This window comes from Sinomicrobium endophyticum, from assembly GCF_052983315.1.
Genome location: NZ_JBRKIS010000020.1, coordinates 17,745 through 34,965, shown reverse-complemented (window position 1 = coordinate 34,965; position 17,221 = coordinate 17,745). Strand labels below are relative to the sequence as shown.

At 44.2% G+C, this 17,221-nt stretch carries 11 protein-coding genes; all 11 read right to left on the bottom strand.

Translation table 11 applies throughout. From position 1 onward, the window contains the following. Positions 1-1,170 (bottom strand): aldose epimerase family protein, encoded by a 1,170-nt coding sequence (locus tag ACVBDU_RS06395; protein WP_447178932.1) that lies wholly within the window; start codon positions 1,168-1,170, stop codon positions 1-3. Positions 1,171-1,184: 14 nt separating this feature from the next. Continuing rightward, the gene (locus tag ACVBDU_RS06390) at positions 1,185-1,322 is read right to left on the bottom strand and encodes a hypothetical protein (protein WP_447178931.1); all 138 of its coding nucleotides are present in this window, start codon (positions 1,320-1,322) and stop codon (positions 1,185-1,187) included. Between the two features lie 10 nt (positions 1,323-1,332). Further along, the gene (locus ACVBDU_RS06385; RefSeq protein ID WP_447178930.1) at positions 1,333-2,397 is read right to left on the bottom strand and encodes a glycoside hydrolase family 2 TIM barrel-domain containing protein; all 1,065 of its coding nucleotides are present in this window, start codon (positions 2,395-2,397) and stop codon (positions 1,333-1,335) included. Positions 2,398-2,656: 259 nt separating this feature from the next. Then, positions 2,657-3,358 carry a DUF3823 domain-containing protein gene (locus ACVBDU_RS06380; RefSeq protein ID WP_447178929.1) on the bottom strand — a complete coding sequence of 234 codons (702 nt, stop codon included), beginning with the start codon at positions 3,356-3,358 and terminating at the stop codon, positions 2,657-2,659. Between the two features lie 10 nt (positions 3,359-3,368). Beyond that, positions 3,369-5,249 carry a RagB/SusD family nutrient uptake outer membrane protein gene (locus ACVBDU_RS06375; RefSeq protein ID WP_447178928.1) on the bottom strand — a complete coding sequence of 627 codons (1,881 nt, stop codon included), beginning with the start codon at positions 5,247-5,249 and terminating at the stop codon, positions 3,369-3,371. 15 nt (positions 5,250-5,264) lie between these two features. Further along, entirely contained in the window at positions 5,265-8,705 is a 3,441-nt protein-coding gene (locus ACVBDU_RS06370) for a SusC/RagA family TonB-linked outer membrane protein (RefSeq protein ID WP_447178927.1), read from the bottom strand. 141 nt (positions 8,706-8,846) lie between these two features. Beyond that, complete coding sequence (locus ACVBDU_RS06365) at positions 8,847-9,887, bottom strand: FecR family protein (RefSeq protein WP_447178926.1); 1,041 nt, start codon at positions 9,885-9,887, stop codon at positions 8,847-8,849. A gap of 148 nt (positions 9,888-10,035) precedes the next feature. After that, the gene (locus ACVBDU_RS06360; protein WP_447178925.1) at positions 10,036-12,159 is read right to left on the bottom strand and encodes a beta-L-arabinofuranosidase domain-containing protein; all 2,124 of its coding nucleotides are present in this window, start codon (positions 12,157-12,159) and stop codon (positions 10,036-10,038) included. 276 nt (positions 12,160-12,435) lie between these two features. After that, a complete protein-coding gene (locus ACVBDU_RS06355) occupies positions 12,436-13,041 on the bottom strand; it encodes an RNA polymerase sigma factor (protein ID WP_447178924.1) in 606 nt (201 codons plus the stop codon). A gap of 132 nt (positions 13,042-13,173) precedes the next feature. Beyond that, complete coding sequence (locus ACVBDU_RS06350; protein WP_447178923.1) at positions 13,174-15,372, bottom strand: GH92 family glycosyl hydrolase; 2,199 nt, start codon at positions 15,370-15,372, stop codon at positions 13,174-13,176. Between the two features lie 317 nt (positions 15,373-15,689). Further along, positions 15,690-17,117, bottom strand: a complete 1,428-nt coding sequence (locus tag ACVBDU_RS06345) for a glycoside hydrolase family 125 protein (protein ID WP_447178922.1) — start codon at positions 17,115-17,117, stop codon at positions 15,690-15,692. Positions 17,118-17,221 lie beyond the last annotated feature (104 nt).

The window sequence follows — 17,221 nt, the reverse complement described above, 5'->3', positions numbered from 1 at the left end:
TTAATTATCGGTTGTTGAAAAACTATATATGGAAACGGTATGATATTCCTCGTCGGGATTTAATATTATCGACGGAAAATCCGGTTGGTTCGGGGCATCGGGGAAGTGCTGGGTTTCCAGGGCGAATGCCGTACGGAAGTCGTCTTTGGCCCCGCTTTTGAAAGTATTCTTTCCCTGCATGAAATTACCACTGTAAAACTGTATGCCGGGTTCTTCCGTATAGACATTCATGGTAATACCCGTCTTGTCCCCTATGATCGTAGCGGCATGATTCATTCCTTTTGCTTTAGTATCGTTCAATACAAAATTGTGATCATAACCGTCCCCGTTCTTTAATTGCTCATTTTCTTCTCCGATACGCTCTCCAATAGTGTGAAATTCTGAAAAGTCGAAAGGGGTCCCATTTACGTCCTTTATCTCTCCTGTAGGGATAAGACCCTCATCTACAGGAGTAAATGCGTCCGCATAAAATTTCACACGGTGTTCCAGAATAGTACCATTCCCCTCGCCATTGAGGTTAAAAAAAGCATGATTCGTAAGATTAACGGGAGTGGGCTTATCGGTTGCCGCTTCATATTCCATTTTCAGACTGTTGTCGGCAGTAACGGAATAAGTAACTTTCACCTCAAGATTTCCCGCGAAACCTTCTTCCATATCGGGAGAAGTATAATGCAGTACCAGGGTCTTGTCATCCGGTTGTTCTGCTTTCCAGACTACGTCCTGGAATCCCTTATTACCACCGTGTAACGAATTTTCTCCGTTATTTACGGGAATAGTGTACTCTTTACCTTCCAGTGTGAATTTTCCTTTGGCAATACGGTTCCCTACCCGCCCTATTGTTGCGCCAAAATAGGGCTCCGTGGAATTGATAAAATCACCCACATTGTCAAAGCCTACCACTACATCGGTCATTTTCCCGTTTTTATCCGGCACCCACAACCCCACCAAACGCCCACCGTAATTGGTAAAGGCAGCTTTTATTTTACTGTTTTTTATCCAGTACAGACCAACCTGCTTACCATCCAGGACCGTGTCGAAGGCTTTTTCCTGTAATTCAGCGCGATCCGTATTTTCCGGTGTTTTCGAAGTGGTTTCTTTTTTGTTGGTTTGTTTGCAGGCTGTTAAAGTTATAGCAAGGGCTAATACTATATACAGATTAATTTTTTTCATGACTTTTTCTGGTGTTAGTTGTATGGTTTTTTCTTTGGTTGGAGGACAATATTGGGTCTTGTTTCTTTCGGCTCTTCCTCTTTTTCTTTTTTTGTCTGGCAACCTGCACAAGCCAGTACAAACAGGAGAAATACGGATAATTTTTGGTACATGAGGATTGTTTTACTTTTTGTTGTTCAGTTTTTTTATCAGGTCTGCTTCATCCTGCCGATACGGAGTACCATCTTTGCGGAATATATCGTGAAACCACTCTACGGGTTCTTCTCCACTTTCTATCGGGGTATTCCAGGCATAAATGGTATTGGTTTTGCCGTTAACCAGTCCCCAGTTTATCGCACCTATGTTTTCCTCTTTCAGCATAGGCATAATATTGGCAAACCTGCTGTTCCTGGTGCGGGCCATATATTCGGTACAGATCATCGGGCGTCCGTGGCTTTTCAGTAATTCCAAAACCCTTCGGTGATCTTCGGGATCGCCGTAATTGTGATAGGTAATAATATCGGAATGCAATGCCTGAAAAGCACCGAGGTCCGTAAGACCCCACGACCATAAACCGGCCGATACCGGTTGGGAAGGATTAACTTCACGTGCCCATTTAAACACATTTTTGAGCAAGGGCATCGATGCGTTCCTTTTCCCTTCATTTCCCGGTTCGTTGTAGAGGTCCCACAACAGGATACGTTTATCATCCTTGAAGGTGTTGATAATATCCTTGACGTATTTTTCCAGTTCCGGAAAATTCTTTTCTTCTCCGGAAGCGGGATCACCGGGATCCTGTACCCAACCGGAATTATGGGTACCTGTTTTTGGTTCGGGCTGTTTGCCGATCTTCGGGGTTTTGTCCCACACATCATCAAAAATGACAAACATTGTTTTTATACCGTGTTTATCGGAAATATCCAGGTACCGGTTCACCCGCTTTTTAAAACCTTCAGGGTCGGCCTTGTAGGCCAGGCTATGCAGATAGACCCGCATAACGTTCATCCCTATGCTTTCGGCATATCCCAGTTCACGGTCTATGAGTTCGGGACTGAAAGTATCTTCCTGCCACATTTCGAGCTGGTTTATAGCATTGCTCGGAATAAAATTTGCTCCGTTGATCCAGGCGTGTTGTTTATACCACGCTTCGGCCTTCTCTATGGACCATCGTTCTCCTTTTTGCTGTGCCACAGCACTGCATATCATGCTCAGGAATAGTAATAGTGTTAACGGATATATTTTCTTCATGCTTAAAATATTTATTATAGAATTGATATTGAATTCGTTTAAACTTTTTCCGGTTTGTGTTAAAAAGTAAATGAGTAAACAAGTTAAAGAGCTAAAAAGTGAAATAGTTAAGATAATTCCTGTGTTTTTTGGTCTATAGATGTTTTTGACTCTTTAATTTTTTCCCTCTTTAGCTAAAAACAAGTTTATGAAAAAGTTTAAATCACCTCATTGCTGTTTTCTACAGGGAGTACTGTTTCATTCAGTTTTAAAGTATTCATCAGAATTCCAATTTTTCCACCGGTGAAAAGATAAGGCTTTCTACTCCGCTGATCTTTACCCCGATACGTGCAAATACATAATTCCTGGTATTGTCATCGGGAATTTCCGCCGAAACTTCAACAGCATTAAGGTCCGCCATATCGGCATTGGCATTCGCATAATTTTCCAGATCATTATCCGAAACAAACCCCGTATTATTGAGATAAAGTGTTACACGCTCTACTTCTCTGCTCCCCTCCCCTGTTATGATCTGCCTTACACTGCAATCGGCATTTACCGTATTACCGGAAAGGGAGAACTCCGCATTTTCTATCATATAGTAAGGCATTACATTGACATCCAGTGTTTGTTCTCCTTCCAAAGTAAAAAAAATGGTATCCCGCTGTTCTTCATTGATAATTTCCGTCTGAAAAGGGCCCGCATTATTGACAAAGACCAGTTTATAGTCGCCACGGAACGTCTTTATACTGAAGGAACCATCCTGGTTTAACGGGACTTCAATAGGTCCCGGGTTCCCGTATTCGGGCTGCCATAATTGAAATCTTACCTCTCCGTGCCTTACCTGTACCGGTTCTCCTTCATAGACTACCCGTCCGCTGAAAAAAGTATCCGGTTCGTCAAAATTATCGATGCCGCAGGAAGTGAATACCCCGCATACACAGAGACATATCCAATAATATTTAAATTTTAGTGTTTTCATCTTTGCCGTTTTAGTGGTTAGGGTTTTTTACGATCTTAGGGTTGTTGTTCAGCACATCCTGGGCGATCTCGGAATAGTAATTACCAAACCGGAAGCGATCGGAAGCGGTTACACGGCTTGGTCTGACAATCTTGTAGATATACTTCTCATGATCTGCATTTCCGGGATTGTACACTTTATAAGGCCATATTCCATAGGGCTGTGTCTGCCGCTTGGTGGCGCTTCCTATATTTTGCGTGATACCCGATTCGGTAATCTCCGAACCGTCCATTACAAGATGAGCGATCCTCCAGCGCTTCAGATCAAAGAAATACAATCCTTCAAATGCCAGTTCCACATAACGTTCGTGAGCTATTCTGTCAAAAGTCATATCGCCGGGCGTAAGTGGTACGGTAATACCGGCCCTTTCCCGGACCATATTCATATAATCTGCGGCCACATCGGTTTGCCCGAGTTCATAAGCAGCTTCGGCGGCATTTAGCAGCACTTCTCCGAAGCGGTAACGGATAAACCATACGTCACTTTGTACACCCCGCTGCCCCGAACCGTCTTTAGGGTCCTGGTATTTCCGGATATAAAAACCGGATTGGGCCACATGTTCCAGTCCGTCTATAGGTCCGTCAAAGCCTACAACCTGCATGGAAGTACCGCCAACATCCTTGCTTTGTCCACGGGAATCCCCGCTAACAACAGAGCCATCGGGCATTTGTATCCCGGCAAAAATATCTACTTCCCTGCCTTTAAAGGATGAACCGGGGACTATTACGGTACCTTGCAGGCGCGCATCCCGGTTTTCGAATATATCTCTTATATTATCGTAGGCGATATATTCTCCGGAGGCATCTTTATTAGCTAAAGGCGCAAACTCTCCTTGCAGGGTCTCAAAAGATTGGACGAGGTTTAACGAAGGATTTATACGTCCTCCTTCTTCTTCCTCAGCACCAAACCTGGGTTGATTGGATATCGTAAAACCATGCCTTTTGCCGGTCTGCAGTTTGTAATCTTCTACGAAAATAGCTTCGGGGTTACTTGCTTTGTCATAGAAAATACTGGCAAAATTATCTGCCAGATCGGGTTTCTTCTGATACAATGCATAAGCTCCCGCTTCTCCATCAATAATTCTCTTAGCGGCCTGCAATGCGGTAGTGTAATAACCATTGGCCCGGTCTGCCGGAATGCCTGCTTCTCCTCCCGGAAGTGATACCTGGGGGGTTGTAGCTCCGTATCTGGCTATAGAACCGGCATACAATGCCGCCCTGCACTGCATGGCAAGGGCCGCTCCCATGCTGGCCCGTGACTTGGAATTTACGTCATTCGGAAGCATTTCCATGATCTCTTCCGCCTCGGCAATAACAAAATCATATATGGCGGTTTCCGTTTCCCTGGGGTGTTGCAGATAGACAGGATCTCCGCTATAGTCATATTCCAAAGGCTCGAGGATAAGAGGAACTCCCCCCATACGCTTTACCATAGTAAAGTAATATGAAGCCCTTAAAAACCTGGCTTCTGCAATAAAACGGGTTTTATCTTCTTCTTCCAGACCTTCCGAATCCGTAACTCCCTGTATAAAAATATTGATATCGCGGATATATCCGTAATCCCAGGTACGCCAGTCGCCATATCCCCAGCTATTGTTCTGGAATGCCCCGTAACTGCCATTGTCTGACCAGAAAGCCAGATTAAAGCTGGAAAGAGACTGCCAGGACTCTACGGTTCCAAAGTCGTAATACCTGTTGTAGAGATCGGCGACAATAGACAGGGTAAGTTCCGGACTGTTATAGGCTTTATCCGTAGGGATAATCTGTGTGGGATCGCGGTTCAGGAAATCATCGTCATTACAACTACCTAACCATAAAGTAAATGCTATCAGGGTATATATATATTTTTTCATCTCTGTTCTTTTGCTTTATAATGAAATATTCACACCTAAGTTCACAAACTTATTCGGAGGGTACTGCAACCCGTTAGTATCTGATATTTCCGGATCCACTCCAAATTTGGACAGGTTATCTATGGAAAACAGGTTATACCCGTTTATATAGAACCGCATTTTCTGAACACCGAATTTGTCCAGGAGTGCTTTAGGGAGCGTATACCCGAGTTCAAGCGTCCTGGCTCTTATGTAGGTTACATTATGCAGCCAGAATGTGGAATTCCTGTAACTGCTGTGCCCCCCGTGATTATAACGAAGCGGCGGATATTTCCCGGATATCCATTCGCTCTCCGTATCGAAAGGATCGGCACGATGCCAGCGATCCAGAAGTATACTGTTTAGCGCTCCTTCATTCTGGTAAGGGACCCTGGTTTCATGCTCCTGATTCCAGGAATACCCGGAAGCCCCGGAAAAATCTGCGGTAAGATCAAAGTCTTTGTACGCCATCCGAAGGCTGAACCCGAAATTGACATTAGGGTTAAACGAGGTGTATCCGATCGGTCTCTCGTCATTACCGTTAATATATCCGTCACCGTTAAAATCCTTATAGATAATATCGCCGGGCAACAAAGTGGAATTTCCCTGTCCGTCTATATTCACCGGGTGGTTATCGATTTCTTCCTGGCTCCGGAACTGTCCTATGGCCGTAAGCCCCCAAAAGATATTATCGTACCTGCCTTCCGGGCGATTGCGGTACTCCTGAAGGGAATTGGCGTAACGGGGTTTATAGCTATCCAGAAACTTGCTCCTGGAAACCGAGGCATTCCCGCTTACCGTAAAAGTGAGTTCTCCGAAATTACCGGAATAAGCAAGTGCTCCTTCTATACCGTAACGGGCATCGCTGTTTACATTTTCATCCGGAAGTCCGTAACCTACTTCACTGGGGATCAAAATATCGTATTTTCGTCCCCTTAGCCCGGTACGTTTCCTGTAGAAATATTCGAAAGACCCGCTGAGTTTACTATCGAACAGGTAGAAATCCGCTCCGATGTTGGTTATCTTACTTTTGAACCAACTAAAATTGGTTATGGGTACTCCCCGGTTGCGCGAACCTACTATTACATCTCCGTCCAGGATAACCTGGGAAACATTATAATTATAACCGCTCAGGTAATCATAGGCCCCCAGTCCGGTAACATCCCGGTTATCATCTCCCAAAACACCATAAGAAGCCCGGAATTTCAGATCATTTAAAACCGTGTTTTCCCCTAGCAGGTTTTGCATAAACTGTTCATCTGTAATACGCCATCCTCCGGATATTGAAGGAAAGAAACCGGTCCGTTTTCCGGGAGCAAACATCCAGGAAGCATCGCGTCTTCCAGACAGTTCCAGGTAATACCGGTTTTTATAATTGTAACTTATTCTCCCTACATAACCTATCCTTGCTTCTTCGTTATCGCTGTCATCGAATGTATCCATATCCTTAAAATAGATCAGGGGAAGATCATTGTTGTCCGGTACGGAATGTACCCATTGTCGCATATTCCTGTCTTCTTTCCGCTCTACTACAAAAAAGGACTCTATGTTGTGGTTGCCAAAGGAATTTTTGTAATGCAGTTGCCCCTGGTACAGCTGGCGGATAACTTTCCGGTTTTCGCGTTCCCGCCAAGGGTTGGTGCTTCCTCCTGTAACCTCGTAAGTATCCGTATCCGGATGGTATGTATAGGCCTCGTAGGTATATTCATGGCCGTCGAGTACGCGATCGGCAAAGTAATAAGAGTACATTCCCTTTAAAGTAAGCCCGTCGATATAAGGAATATCGTATTCTCCCGTAAAATTAGTCTGGACCACTCGCCATGTATCCAGGGCATATCCTCCTATTTCCTTATTGTGCAATGCCCAGTTGGTCTCATTATGCCCTATATCATTGAGATAATCCGGGTTGTCATTGGCATAGGGGCGCTCAAAAGGACGGTTCCTCAGAATAGCGAAACGAGGTAACCAGTAATCATCGGCCCCGGGAATTCCGGGATTGTCCCGTATCTCTATTCTGCCGTTGATCTGTACACCAACACGAAGACGATCGGAGATATTGGCATCTACATTACTCTGAATATTGGTCCGTTCAAAAGTAAATTCATCTCCCAGCACGGACTCCTGCTTTAAGCGGGTGGCGGAAAGGTAATAATTGATCTTTTCGGACCCTCCGGAAGCATTAATATTGATACTGGTAAGCGGGGCATTTTTCTTGATAATAAAATCTTTCCAATTAAAGGACTGATAGCCATACTCCGTACCTACCCGGTATTTTTCCAGCTCTTCCGGAGTAATGTTCGTCTGCCCGAACTGGTTGACATCGGCTTCGGCTTTCATCAACATCCATTGGTAAGAATCGTTTACCGGTTCCGGGAACCTCGACCAGTTCTGCCAACCGGTATACGCATTGATATTTACAGTGTTCCTGGAGCCTTTCTTTCCTCTTTTGGTGGTGACTACCACCACCCCGTTTGCTGCCCGGACCCCGTAAATGGCCGCGGAAGCATCTTTCAGAACGGTAAGGCTTTCAATGTCATTGGGCGCAAGGTTATTAAATTGCCCTTCATCCTGGGGGACACCGTCTATTATAAATAACGGGGTGCCCATATTACGGATCTGTACGGCGGCACTTGCCCCCGGCCGGCCATCGGCCATCCGAAAGGTGACTCCCGGAATCTTTCCGGCAAGACCGGAACTTACGGTAGCGCCTCCGTGTACATTTTCCATATCTTCACTGGTGATCGTGGAAATTGCCCCCGTCAGTGATTTTTTGTCCTGTGCGGAATACCCTGTAATAACCACTTCATCCAGTTGCTGGGCATCTTCCTGCATGGTTACGTCGATCCGTGTTTTTCCGGACACTGCTACTTCCTGTGAAATAAACCCTACATAGGAAAAGGTAATAACGTCATCTTCGGTAACGCTGAGTTCGTAATTACCATCAAAATCCGTAGAGGTTCCTTTAGGCTTGCCCTTAACCAGTATATTCACTCCGGGCAATGGTGTTCCTTTATCATCAATCACCGTCCCTTCCACTGTTTTTTCCTGTGGTTTTTCTTCTGTTTTTTTTACCGGAGGTGGTATCCTGATCTTTTTTACGGCTATGGTATTACTTTTTTGTAAGAAGGATACATGGGCTTTTCTTGAGATGCTTCTTAAAATTTCCGCTACACTTTCATTACGCGCATTGAGTGTGATTTTTTCGCGTATATCCGTTACAGCTCCTTCCTCATAGAAGAAAACAAAGTCGGTCTTGCTTTCTATAGTCTTCAGAATCTGTTCTACGGACACATCCTTCACCACCACATGGATATAGACATCCCGAATGTTCTGCGAGGTGGCTTTAGATGCAAAAGCTAATCCGGAAAATGTCCAGATGCTCAGTATAACAGTGCGTAAAGTCATGGTAATACAAGCCTTGGCAAGATTATTTTTCATAATTTTGTGAAGATTAAATGAAACTTCGGTTTCGTTTGGTTTCCGGCCTTCTATCAATTGCGCTAACAGTGGTAAGGAGGCCGATTTTTTTGGTTTATATGTGCATTACTATCCGGTTGGTTTATTCATATATCGGTGTTTTTATCTGGTACAATTTTTTCCGTTTATAATGACAGTATCCTTTGTTATTTCATATGAAACTCCCAGGGAATATTGGAAGCTGTGCAACACACTGGACAATCCCTGATTTTTATGATCTCCGGTTATTACACATTTTTTAAGGCCGGGATTTTTAAGTATTACCTTTACGCCATACCAGCGTTCGAGCATTTTTGCCGCTTGATCCAGAGGTGTCCTGTTAAAGGACAAAATGCCATCTTTCCATATGGCTATACTTGCTATGTCCACTTCCCTCGTGATAAAATCCTGGTCATCTTCACGATAAACAGCCTGTTGACTGGGATTGAGCAGTACATGCTGCTTTTCCTCGTTCTCTTTACCGGTTTTTCCTTTACTCACCTCTACCAGCCCGGTTGCTACGGAAACTTCTACTTCTTCTTCATTTTCATAAGCTTTTACATTAAAAGATGTACCCAAAACCCGGGTGGTAAGCTCTCCTGTTTTCACAAGAAAAGGATGCTCTTTATCTTTCACCACTTCAAAAAAAGCTTCCCCGCGCAGCATCACTTCCCTGGCATTGCCGGAAAAGCGATCGGGAAAAACCAGTTCGGTGTTGGAATTAAGTCTCACTACCGTACCGTCAGGTAAGGTAATTGTTGCTTTTTCTCCGGATGATATATGCTGGGTAACCATAGCCGGGGGCGGTAAAGGTTCTTCCTTGTTTTGATAATACCAGATCCCGGAGACGGAAAGCAATAAAACCAGTATTGCCGCAACCTGGTAATATCTATATCCCGTTTTCCCGTTTCCGGGCCTATGGATTCTGCGTCTCTTATCCGCTTTTTCCAGCATTTGTTCGAAGCGGGTATCCGATACGATTTCTCTTTCAGGATGATCCTGGTTTTTTTTTAATCCTTCCCAATGTTCGTCCATCCATTTTTGCATCCTGCTTTCAGAACCGGATTCCTTGATCCAATCCATCAACCGATGGTACTCTTCCTCACTTATGGTATTATCCCGGAATTTTTTAAATAGTATTTCTATTTCCTTCTCCCTGTTCATATTCCTGTTATGGTTTACGGTGGGTACAGTCAGCAGTGTCCTGTACTTTTCGCCGTGCTCGCATATACATCACACGTAGCTCCGTGTAAAGTCCCAACTTTAAAATATTTTTTTTAAACTTTTTCTGTCAATGTCTTCCGGACAGGTTTTACTCTCGTATGTTATAGGTCGGAAATTCTGTTATTCTCAGGGTTGTACATCCGTAAGGTATCAGAATAATATCCTTTACATCCTCTGAAGTTTTGCCGTTATTCCAGAAGCCGGGCATAACCGGTACACCGTTCACGTCTTTCCATTCTTCTGCTTTAACTCCTTTAAGGTGCAGTTCCACGGGTGCGTTTTCCAGGTTCCAGGGATAGTTTTCTTTCCAGTCTTTCTCCACAACCTGTATATTTTCTTCAGGATTGTTTATAACAGACTCCAATAAGCCGTAATTCCAGTCTGCCGCAGGATAAAATTCCCGGAACTCCCCGTAACCGTCTTTTCGGTCCTTTCTTTTCTCATGATGCGGTATTTTAAGAGAATACACCAAAGGGCCCCGTTCTACAGCGGTGGAAAACTCATACCACCTGGAAGTTCGTATTTTCATAGGTAATTGCAGTACCACTTCATCTCCGGATTCCCATTTTCTGTCTATCACGGCTATATGCTCCTTAATACCGGTGTTTACTTTCTCCCCGTTTACGGTAATAACGGGATTGTCCGTCCATCCGGGTATGCGCAGATGGAACGGAAAGGAGGCTGACCCGGATAATGTCAGTTTAAAACGGACCGTATCCCGGAAAGGATATTCCGTGGTTTCATGGAGTTCTAAATCTATCCCGTCGGCAACTTTGAGTTTTGCCCGGCTGGGGGCGTATTGCAAGGCAGCTACACCACCGTCCTTTGTTCCGTAAAAAAGGTTTTGAACAAACTTGGGCCAGGACTGGTGCATATTGGTTGTACAGCAGGTATAACCCGTTACCGTACCGTATACGAAATCGGTAAAATGGTGGTTATGGGTTTCGAAAGCAGCATCTATACGATCGCTTATCTCCACCTGGTTGGCCGCCTGGAAATACTGCTTGGCCATATAATCGTCCGATGCCTGGGTAGGCAGGGCATTATAGGTGATCTTTTCCAGCAGATCGGCAAATTCCATATCCCCGGTGATCTGTACCATACTTTCCAGGGAAAACATCATTTCGGAAACGGAACAGAACTCAATACCGCGAACCGGATTGTTTCCGTGTAAGGGTTCGTCTCCCCCGTACATTCCCTGGGGCTGACCGTGAAATTGTTTTATATCCCGGAATGCTTTTTTAACGGCGCGAAGATATTTATCGTCGGTTTCTTTCTGATAACGTACTACGGGCTCCTTGATCCCTTGTGCCAGGTTTACGGTATGTATACCTCCGGGTTTGGAAAGGGTGATTTTGCTTATTTCCAGGGAATCAAAAGGGTAACCTTTTGTGCTCCCGAAAGACCACGGATGTCCCGGATCGGTATCTTTGACTTCGTTGAGAAATACTGTTGTCCATGGAAATGTCTGTTCGTGTATGAGGTCTCCGAGTTCCAGGAGGAATTTATCACCGGTTATGTTATACAGCCAATAGACCACCTGCAGATTGTCCCCTCCCCTGCGGTTGCCCCAGAACGAAAGGTAATCCAGAGGTCTTTCCGGAAGTTCTTTTAACTGGTATTTAAAATACCTGGTAAGGGCAGTAATCACCCTTTCGTCTCCCGTAGCTTCGTAATGCTGTTTCAATATTTTAAGCATGATCATTTTGGGCCACCAGTCTCTGCGTGCCCCTCGCTGCAAACCGGGCTCATATTCGGGTTCTTTCTCAAAAGGCACCGGGCCGAGATAACCGTCGTCAGTCTGGTTGTTCAGTGTCCATTCGATCCAGGGTTTTGCTTTTTCCCTGAGTGTATCGTTATCGAGTATATATGCAAGGGGGAGCAGGCCGTCAATCCAGTACGGACCTCTTTCCCATCCGTCGCCATCGCCCCCGAGCCAGCCATTTCTTTCGCCGACTACTTCCGAATAGATGGAATCCATTTTCCCCGTCATTCCGTTAGCCATCCGGTATAGTTGTTCTTTGAGCCATCCTTCGGCGCGGATAGCTCCCAGGGGTAGTTCCAGGTATGGTTTTGGTTGTAAGGGTTTCCTGTTCTGTAAATAGTTGGCAGAAACTGTCTCCTTTTTTTCCTTCACTTCCGGAGTTCTTTCGTCTTCTTTACACGACAACAATAACAGAACAATGCCGAAACAGGTAATTATATTTTTCATGTGTATATTTTTATTTTTTTTCAGCGGTCACGACCTGTCCCGAAGCATTGAGGGATGGAACACCCATATTCATGCTTGTTTATGTTAAAGCAAAATTTATCATGGGTGTTTCATTATTTGTAATGGTTGATTTGATTCGAAAGAAAGTTTCCCAACTGACGGAAGCTTCTTCCCTGTAAACAACACACATAAGTGATTGTAAAGTCCCAACACTTTTTCATTTTTTTATCCGACAGAAAATATTCTTACCGGAAATAAAAAATAAAGCCTTGAAAATCAGAAGAAATGATAAGCAGACAGGAGAAAGAAAAATTTAATGGTATTTTCGAAATGAGGCTGTAATTGTACTTTTATCGTTTCAAATATCTTCCAGAGATGGTTTTTTACGGTTTTCTGGGAAATCCCCATGATATCGGCAATTTCCGCATTGGTTTTCCCTTCTTCCCTCGACATGATATATATGGAACGTTTTTTTTGTGGCAGATGGTTTACAATATCATCGAGAATATCACGGTACTCCGAAAATATCACTTCCGACTCCGTGTTTTCCTGTAGTTCGGAAATATTTCTCCAGAGCTCGTCCCGGATAACCGCTCGTTGTGAAGCATTGCGTAAATAATTCAGGGTAAGATTTTTTGCCATGGTGTAGAGCAGGGAACTGAAAGACCCTTTAAGCTTTATTTCTTCTCTCCTTTCCCATATTTTAATAAACACTTCCTGGACAATCTCTTCGGCTATATATTCGGATTTGGTATAGGAAAAAACAAAACCGTGCAGCCTTTTTTCCATAAGTTCAAATATGGTTTGAAAAGCTGCACGATTACCTTGGCTAAAACCTTTTAGCAACGTGTCGTCTATTATATGAATTTTGGGGTTTTTCACCGAAACGGAACTATACTTTTATCCATCGGTATAAACTTAACAACAATTAGTGTTTTAACAAAATTTTATCTGTTTTTTTCGCAAATTTGATTTTAAAACCTTTTAAAATTCACAAAAACACTACTCAATCATCTACTGCTCTCCTGTAAGTATTTCCAGTTTTCCTCCCTCCCGGAACAATTGGTGCGGTACAAAAAAGGAATTGCTCTTTTTTCCGTCGATGCGTATTTCCTCCAGGCTCCTTCCCTCTGATATTTTTTGCAGAGAAACAGGTTTATGTCCCTTGAAATTAAAGTCCACCCTATCAAAAACGGGTACAGTTACCAGGTATTCCGGATCTGCAGGAGACAGCGGGTAAAGTCCCATAGCGGCAAATACGTACCAGGACGACATTTCCCCGGCATCGTCCATCCCTACCAGGGCCAGTCCGTCTTCCCCGACTCCGTAGTAATTTTCCAGGATATTGTCGATTACCTGTTGTGATTTATGTGGCTTATCCGCGAAGTAATAAGCAAACGGAGCTTCGTGATCGGGCTGGTTCCCGTGACAGTACTGCCCCATAAATCCGGAGACATTTCTCGCTATGTGATCAGGATTCCAGGGAACTTCGAAGAGTGAATCCAGTTTGTTTTCAAATTCTCTTTCCCCTCCGTACAGCTCCACAAGCCCCGGCATATCATGCGGCGCATAGAAAGACACCTGCCAGGCGTTGGCTTCGCGGTACATATATTCGTAATAGGGATACTGCGGGTTAAACGGTTTTATCCACTGTCCGTTTTCCAGTCTTCCACGCATAAAATTTACGGAGGGATCAAACACATTGGCATAATTACCCGATCTTTTCAGGAGGTCCTGGTAGTGCTCCGTATCTCCCATTTCCCTGGCCAGTTGGGCCAACGCATAATCGTCATAGGCATATTCCAGGGTTTTGGAAACCCCGGCTTTTCCTTTGCTCTCCACATTCGGATTATCGATCTGCGGATCGGAGATATATCCTTTTTCTATGTATTCGGCTATGAAAGGCCTTGTACCTCCTTCTTTATAGGCATTGTTCAGCAATAATTCATAAGCCTTTTTCACATCGAAATCCTTTATTCCGCGCAGATAGGAACCGGTGATAAAAGCCGCGGCGTGATCTCCGTGAAAAAAGGTAGGGATAAATCCTCTTATTTCTCCCCTGTCCGTAAGGGATTTTATAACATCTTCGGTAACATCGGGAGAAACCAGCGCCAATAATACGAGTTTGTTTCGATAGGTGTCCCACAATGAAGGAATGGTGTAGTAACCGAAATCTTCTTTTCTTTTGTTACCGGCTTCATCGGTAAACTCCCCGTTATGGTCACTACGGAGCGCGGGCCATAAAAAAGCGCGATAAAAAGACGTGTAAAAAAGTTCTTTCTGCCTGTCGGTCCCTCCGGAAACTTTGATGGATGACAATAGTTTTTCCCATGTTCCCACACCTTCTTTACGGATATCGTCGAGGGATTTGTCTCCTATTTCTTTTTCCAGGTTTTCCCTTGCATTGTCCGTACTCACAAAAGACAGCCCGATTTTCAATACCACAGGTTGGTTTCCGTCTTTGAGTTGTACCAGGGTATAACCACCGCTTTCACCTTCATTCTTTTTTTCGAGATTTTTTATTTCGTCACTTATCAAAGCCGAAAAATAGATCTTCTCCTTTCCCATTTGCTGAAATCCTTCCAGCCTGTTTTTTCCGATGAGCCGTATTTCCCAGTCCGAAACCCGGTTATTGGCCCTCCCCAGGTCTAGTAACACCTTACGGTCCGTAGTATCCTTATAGGTATATTCGTGAATCCCGCAACGAAGGGTTGAACTCAACCGGACTTTTACATTGTAGTCTTTCAGCAGGACTTCGTAATAGGCCGGGGAAGCAGCTTCTTCTTTATGATCGAATGAAGATCTGAAGGGATGCCGGGCATTGCCCGAAACAGGGAGTACGGGGATATTACAGAGGTTCCAGTGTCCCTTATTGGTATGTGTAAATCCCACTATTTCACTATCTTCATATTCATATCCTGCCCCGCTGCCGTATTCGGTAATAGGACTTAATTGCACCATGGCATTGGGAAGGGAGGAGCCGGGATATACCAGCCCCGCCCAAACCCGCCAGTTTTCCGGAGGGGTATAGCCTATCATCTCCGGGTCGGTAAGCGGCGCCGTGCCTATGAACGGATTAACGTATGATGTAAGCGCGACATCGTTTGCTGTTTTATTTACAGGAACCTTTTTTTCCTTATGTCCTTCTTTGCAGTTAAAACACAAAAGGGACAGGATAAGCAAGGTAATCCCGCTCTTCAAAAAAAATTTCATAGTAAAACGGTTTTGATCGGTTTATATTTCAGGACAACTATTTCTTAAAATTCGAAAAATTGCGGCCGGTTGTTTTTTAGTTTTGGAGTTGATTAGTTCGGAATTGAAATTAAACCACCGCAAGGCCATAGGCCTTTTTAGCAGACTAAAATTTACAGAAACCCGGGCAACTGCAATGAAAACATAAGCCTGCGGGGTTTTAACTTTTAACATAAAAAAGCATCTCCCAAACTCAGAACTAATCAACTCCAAAACTCTTTAATCTTTCATCGCCCTAAACTTTTAGTATAGGATATTTCTCCCTGGGTTACCTATTTTTAACGCAATAATTCCGGTTGTTTTTTATAAGTATCCCAAAGGAGTTCGCCAAACAATGTATTGGTCCAGGCAAACCAGGACCTGGTAAAATTCTTCGGATCGTCCTTATGGAAGGATTCGTGCATAAAGCCGGTATCTCCGTGAGTGGACTTCAGCATTTTTATACATTTCTTTATTTCCCGGGGATCGGTACTGGTCAGTCCCTTCATGATAATGGACATAGGCCATACCATATCCATACCTACGTGTGGCCCGCCTATGCCTTCGGCTGCTTTTCCCTCAAAGAAGAAAGGATTGTCCGGCGACCATACAAATTTTCGCGTATTCTGGTAAACAGGGTCTTTGAGATCAACGGCATCCAGGTAAGGCAGCGCCAGAAGGCTTGGTACGTTAGCATCGTCCATTAACAGGTGATTTCCGTAACCATCTACCTCAAAAGCGTAAATATCCCCGTATTCCGGGTGTTTTACCACAGCGTATGTTTTCAGCGCTTCGTCTACTTCGGCGGCCAGCGCTTTCAGGTCTGCTGCCAGTGCGACATCACCTGCCAGTGTTTCCACCATTTCCGCAGCCTGTTTTAAGCTGACCACGGCAAAAAAGTTGGAAGGCACCAGGAAAGAGAATACCGTAGCATCGTCACTCGGGCGGAAAGCAGAACATATTAATCCCACAGGTTTTACCGGGTACCCGAAACCTTTCAGTGACCTGGTATCGGTGGCATTAGCCGTTTCCCTCTGGAAAGAATACGGGCCGGGGCCGTCTTTTTGCTGCTGATCTCTGAAAACTTTAAGTATGGCTTCTATTGCTTTTTTCCAGTTTGCATCAAACGGGGCCGTATCTCCGGTGGTTTTCCAGTAATTATATCCCAGTCTTATGGGATAGCAAAGGGAATCTATTTCATACTTACGTTCGTGAACTCCCGGTTTCATATCGGTAAAATCGCTTGTCCACTCTCCTTTTTTCTGCGGATCATTATAAAAGGCATTGGCATACGGATCTTTGAGAATGTACTGTGTTTGCCTGTTTATAACACCAGCTATAAGATTTTTCAGTTTGTCATCTTTATCTGCAAATGCCATATATGGCCATACCTGGGCCGAACTGTCGCGCAGCCACATGGCATCGATATCGCCCGTAATTACATAGGTATCGGGTTTTCCGTTTTTTTCGGTATAGGTAACCGTAGTGTCGAGGGTATTCGGGAAACAGTTGTTGAACAACCAGGCCAGCTCCTCGTCCTTTACATTTTTCTGAAACTCTTTTATCGCTTTTTCAATGGCCTTGCTTTCAAAATGTCTCTTGCCTTTGGGGGTCCTTACTTCCGGAAATTGCTGTTTGTGCAACGTACCCGCTGCCAGGTGAAAAGGATCTACCATTGCCAGGCTTCCCATAAGAGCCGTGTTTTGGATAAATTTTCTTCTTTGCATTTTTCGTTTATAGTATTTATAGATGAATTAGAATTTGATTATCTTCTTTCATAAGTGCCCAAAACCATGTATTAGCGATAAATACCACGGTATTATCTCTGTTA

What these genes read in the sequence shown, in the direction of transcription:
- ACVBDU_RS06390 (WP_447178931.1), bottom strand. Translation starts at nt 1,322, where the DNA reads ATGTACCAAAAATTATCCGTATTTCTCCTGTTTGTACTGGCTTGTGCA.
- ACVBDU_RS06395 (WP_447178932.1), bottom strand. Translation starts at nt 1,170, where the DNA reads ATGAAAAAAATTAATCTGTATATAGTATTAGCCCTTGCTATAACTTTA.
- ACVBDU_RS06360 (WP_447178925.1), bottom strand. Translation starts at nt 12,159, where the DNA reads ATGAAAAATATAATTACCTGTTTCGGCATTGTTCTGTTATTGTTGTCG.
- ACVBDU_RS06375 (WP_447178928.1), bottom strand. Translation starts at nt 5,249, where the DNA reads ATGAAAAAATATATATATACCCTGATAGCATTTACTTTATGGTTAGGT.
- ACVBDU_RS06380 (WP_447178929.1), bottom strand. Translation starts at nt 3,358, where the DNA reads ATGAAAACACTAAAATTTAAATATTATTGGATATGTCTCTGTGTATGC.
- ACVBDU_RS06385 (WP_447178930.1), bottom strand. Translation starts at nt 2,397, where the DNA reads ATGAAGAAAATATATCCGTTAACACTATTACTATTCCTGAGCATGATA.
- ACVBDU_RS06345 (WP_447178922.1), bottom strand. Translation starts at nt 17,117, where the DNA reads ATGCAAAGAAGAAAATTTATCCAAAACACGGCTCTTATGGGAAGCCTG.
- ACVBDU_RS06365 (WP_447178926.1), bottom strand. Translation starts at nt 9,887, where the DNA reads ATGAACAGGGAGAAGGAAATAGAAATACTATTTAAAAAATTCCGGGAT.
- ACVBDU_RS06370 (WP_447178927.1), bottom strand. Translation starts at nt 8,705, where the DNA reads ATGAAAAATAATCTTGCCAAGGCTTGTATTACCATGACTTTACGCACT.
- ACVBDU_RS06350 (WP_447178923.1), bottom strand. Translation starts at nt 15,372, where the DNA reads ATGAAATTTTTTTTGAAGAGCGGGATTACCTTGCTTATCCTGTCCCTT.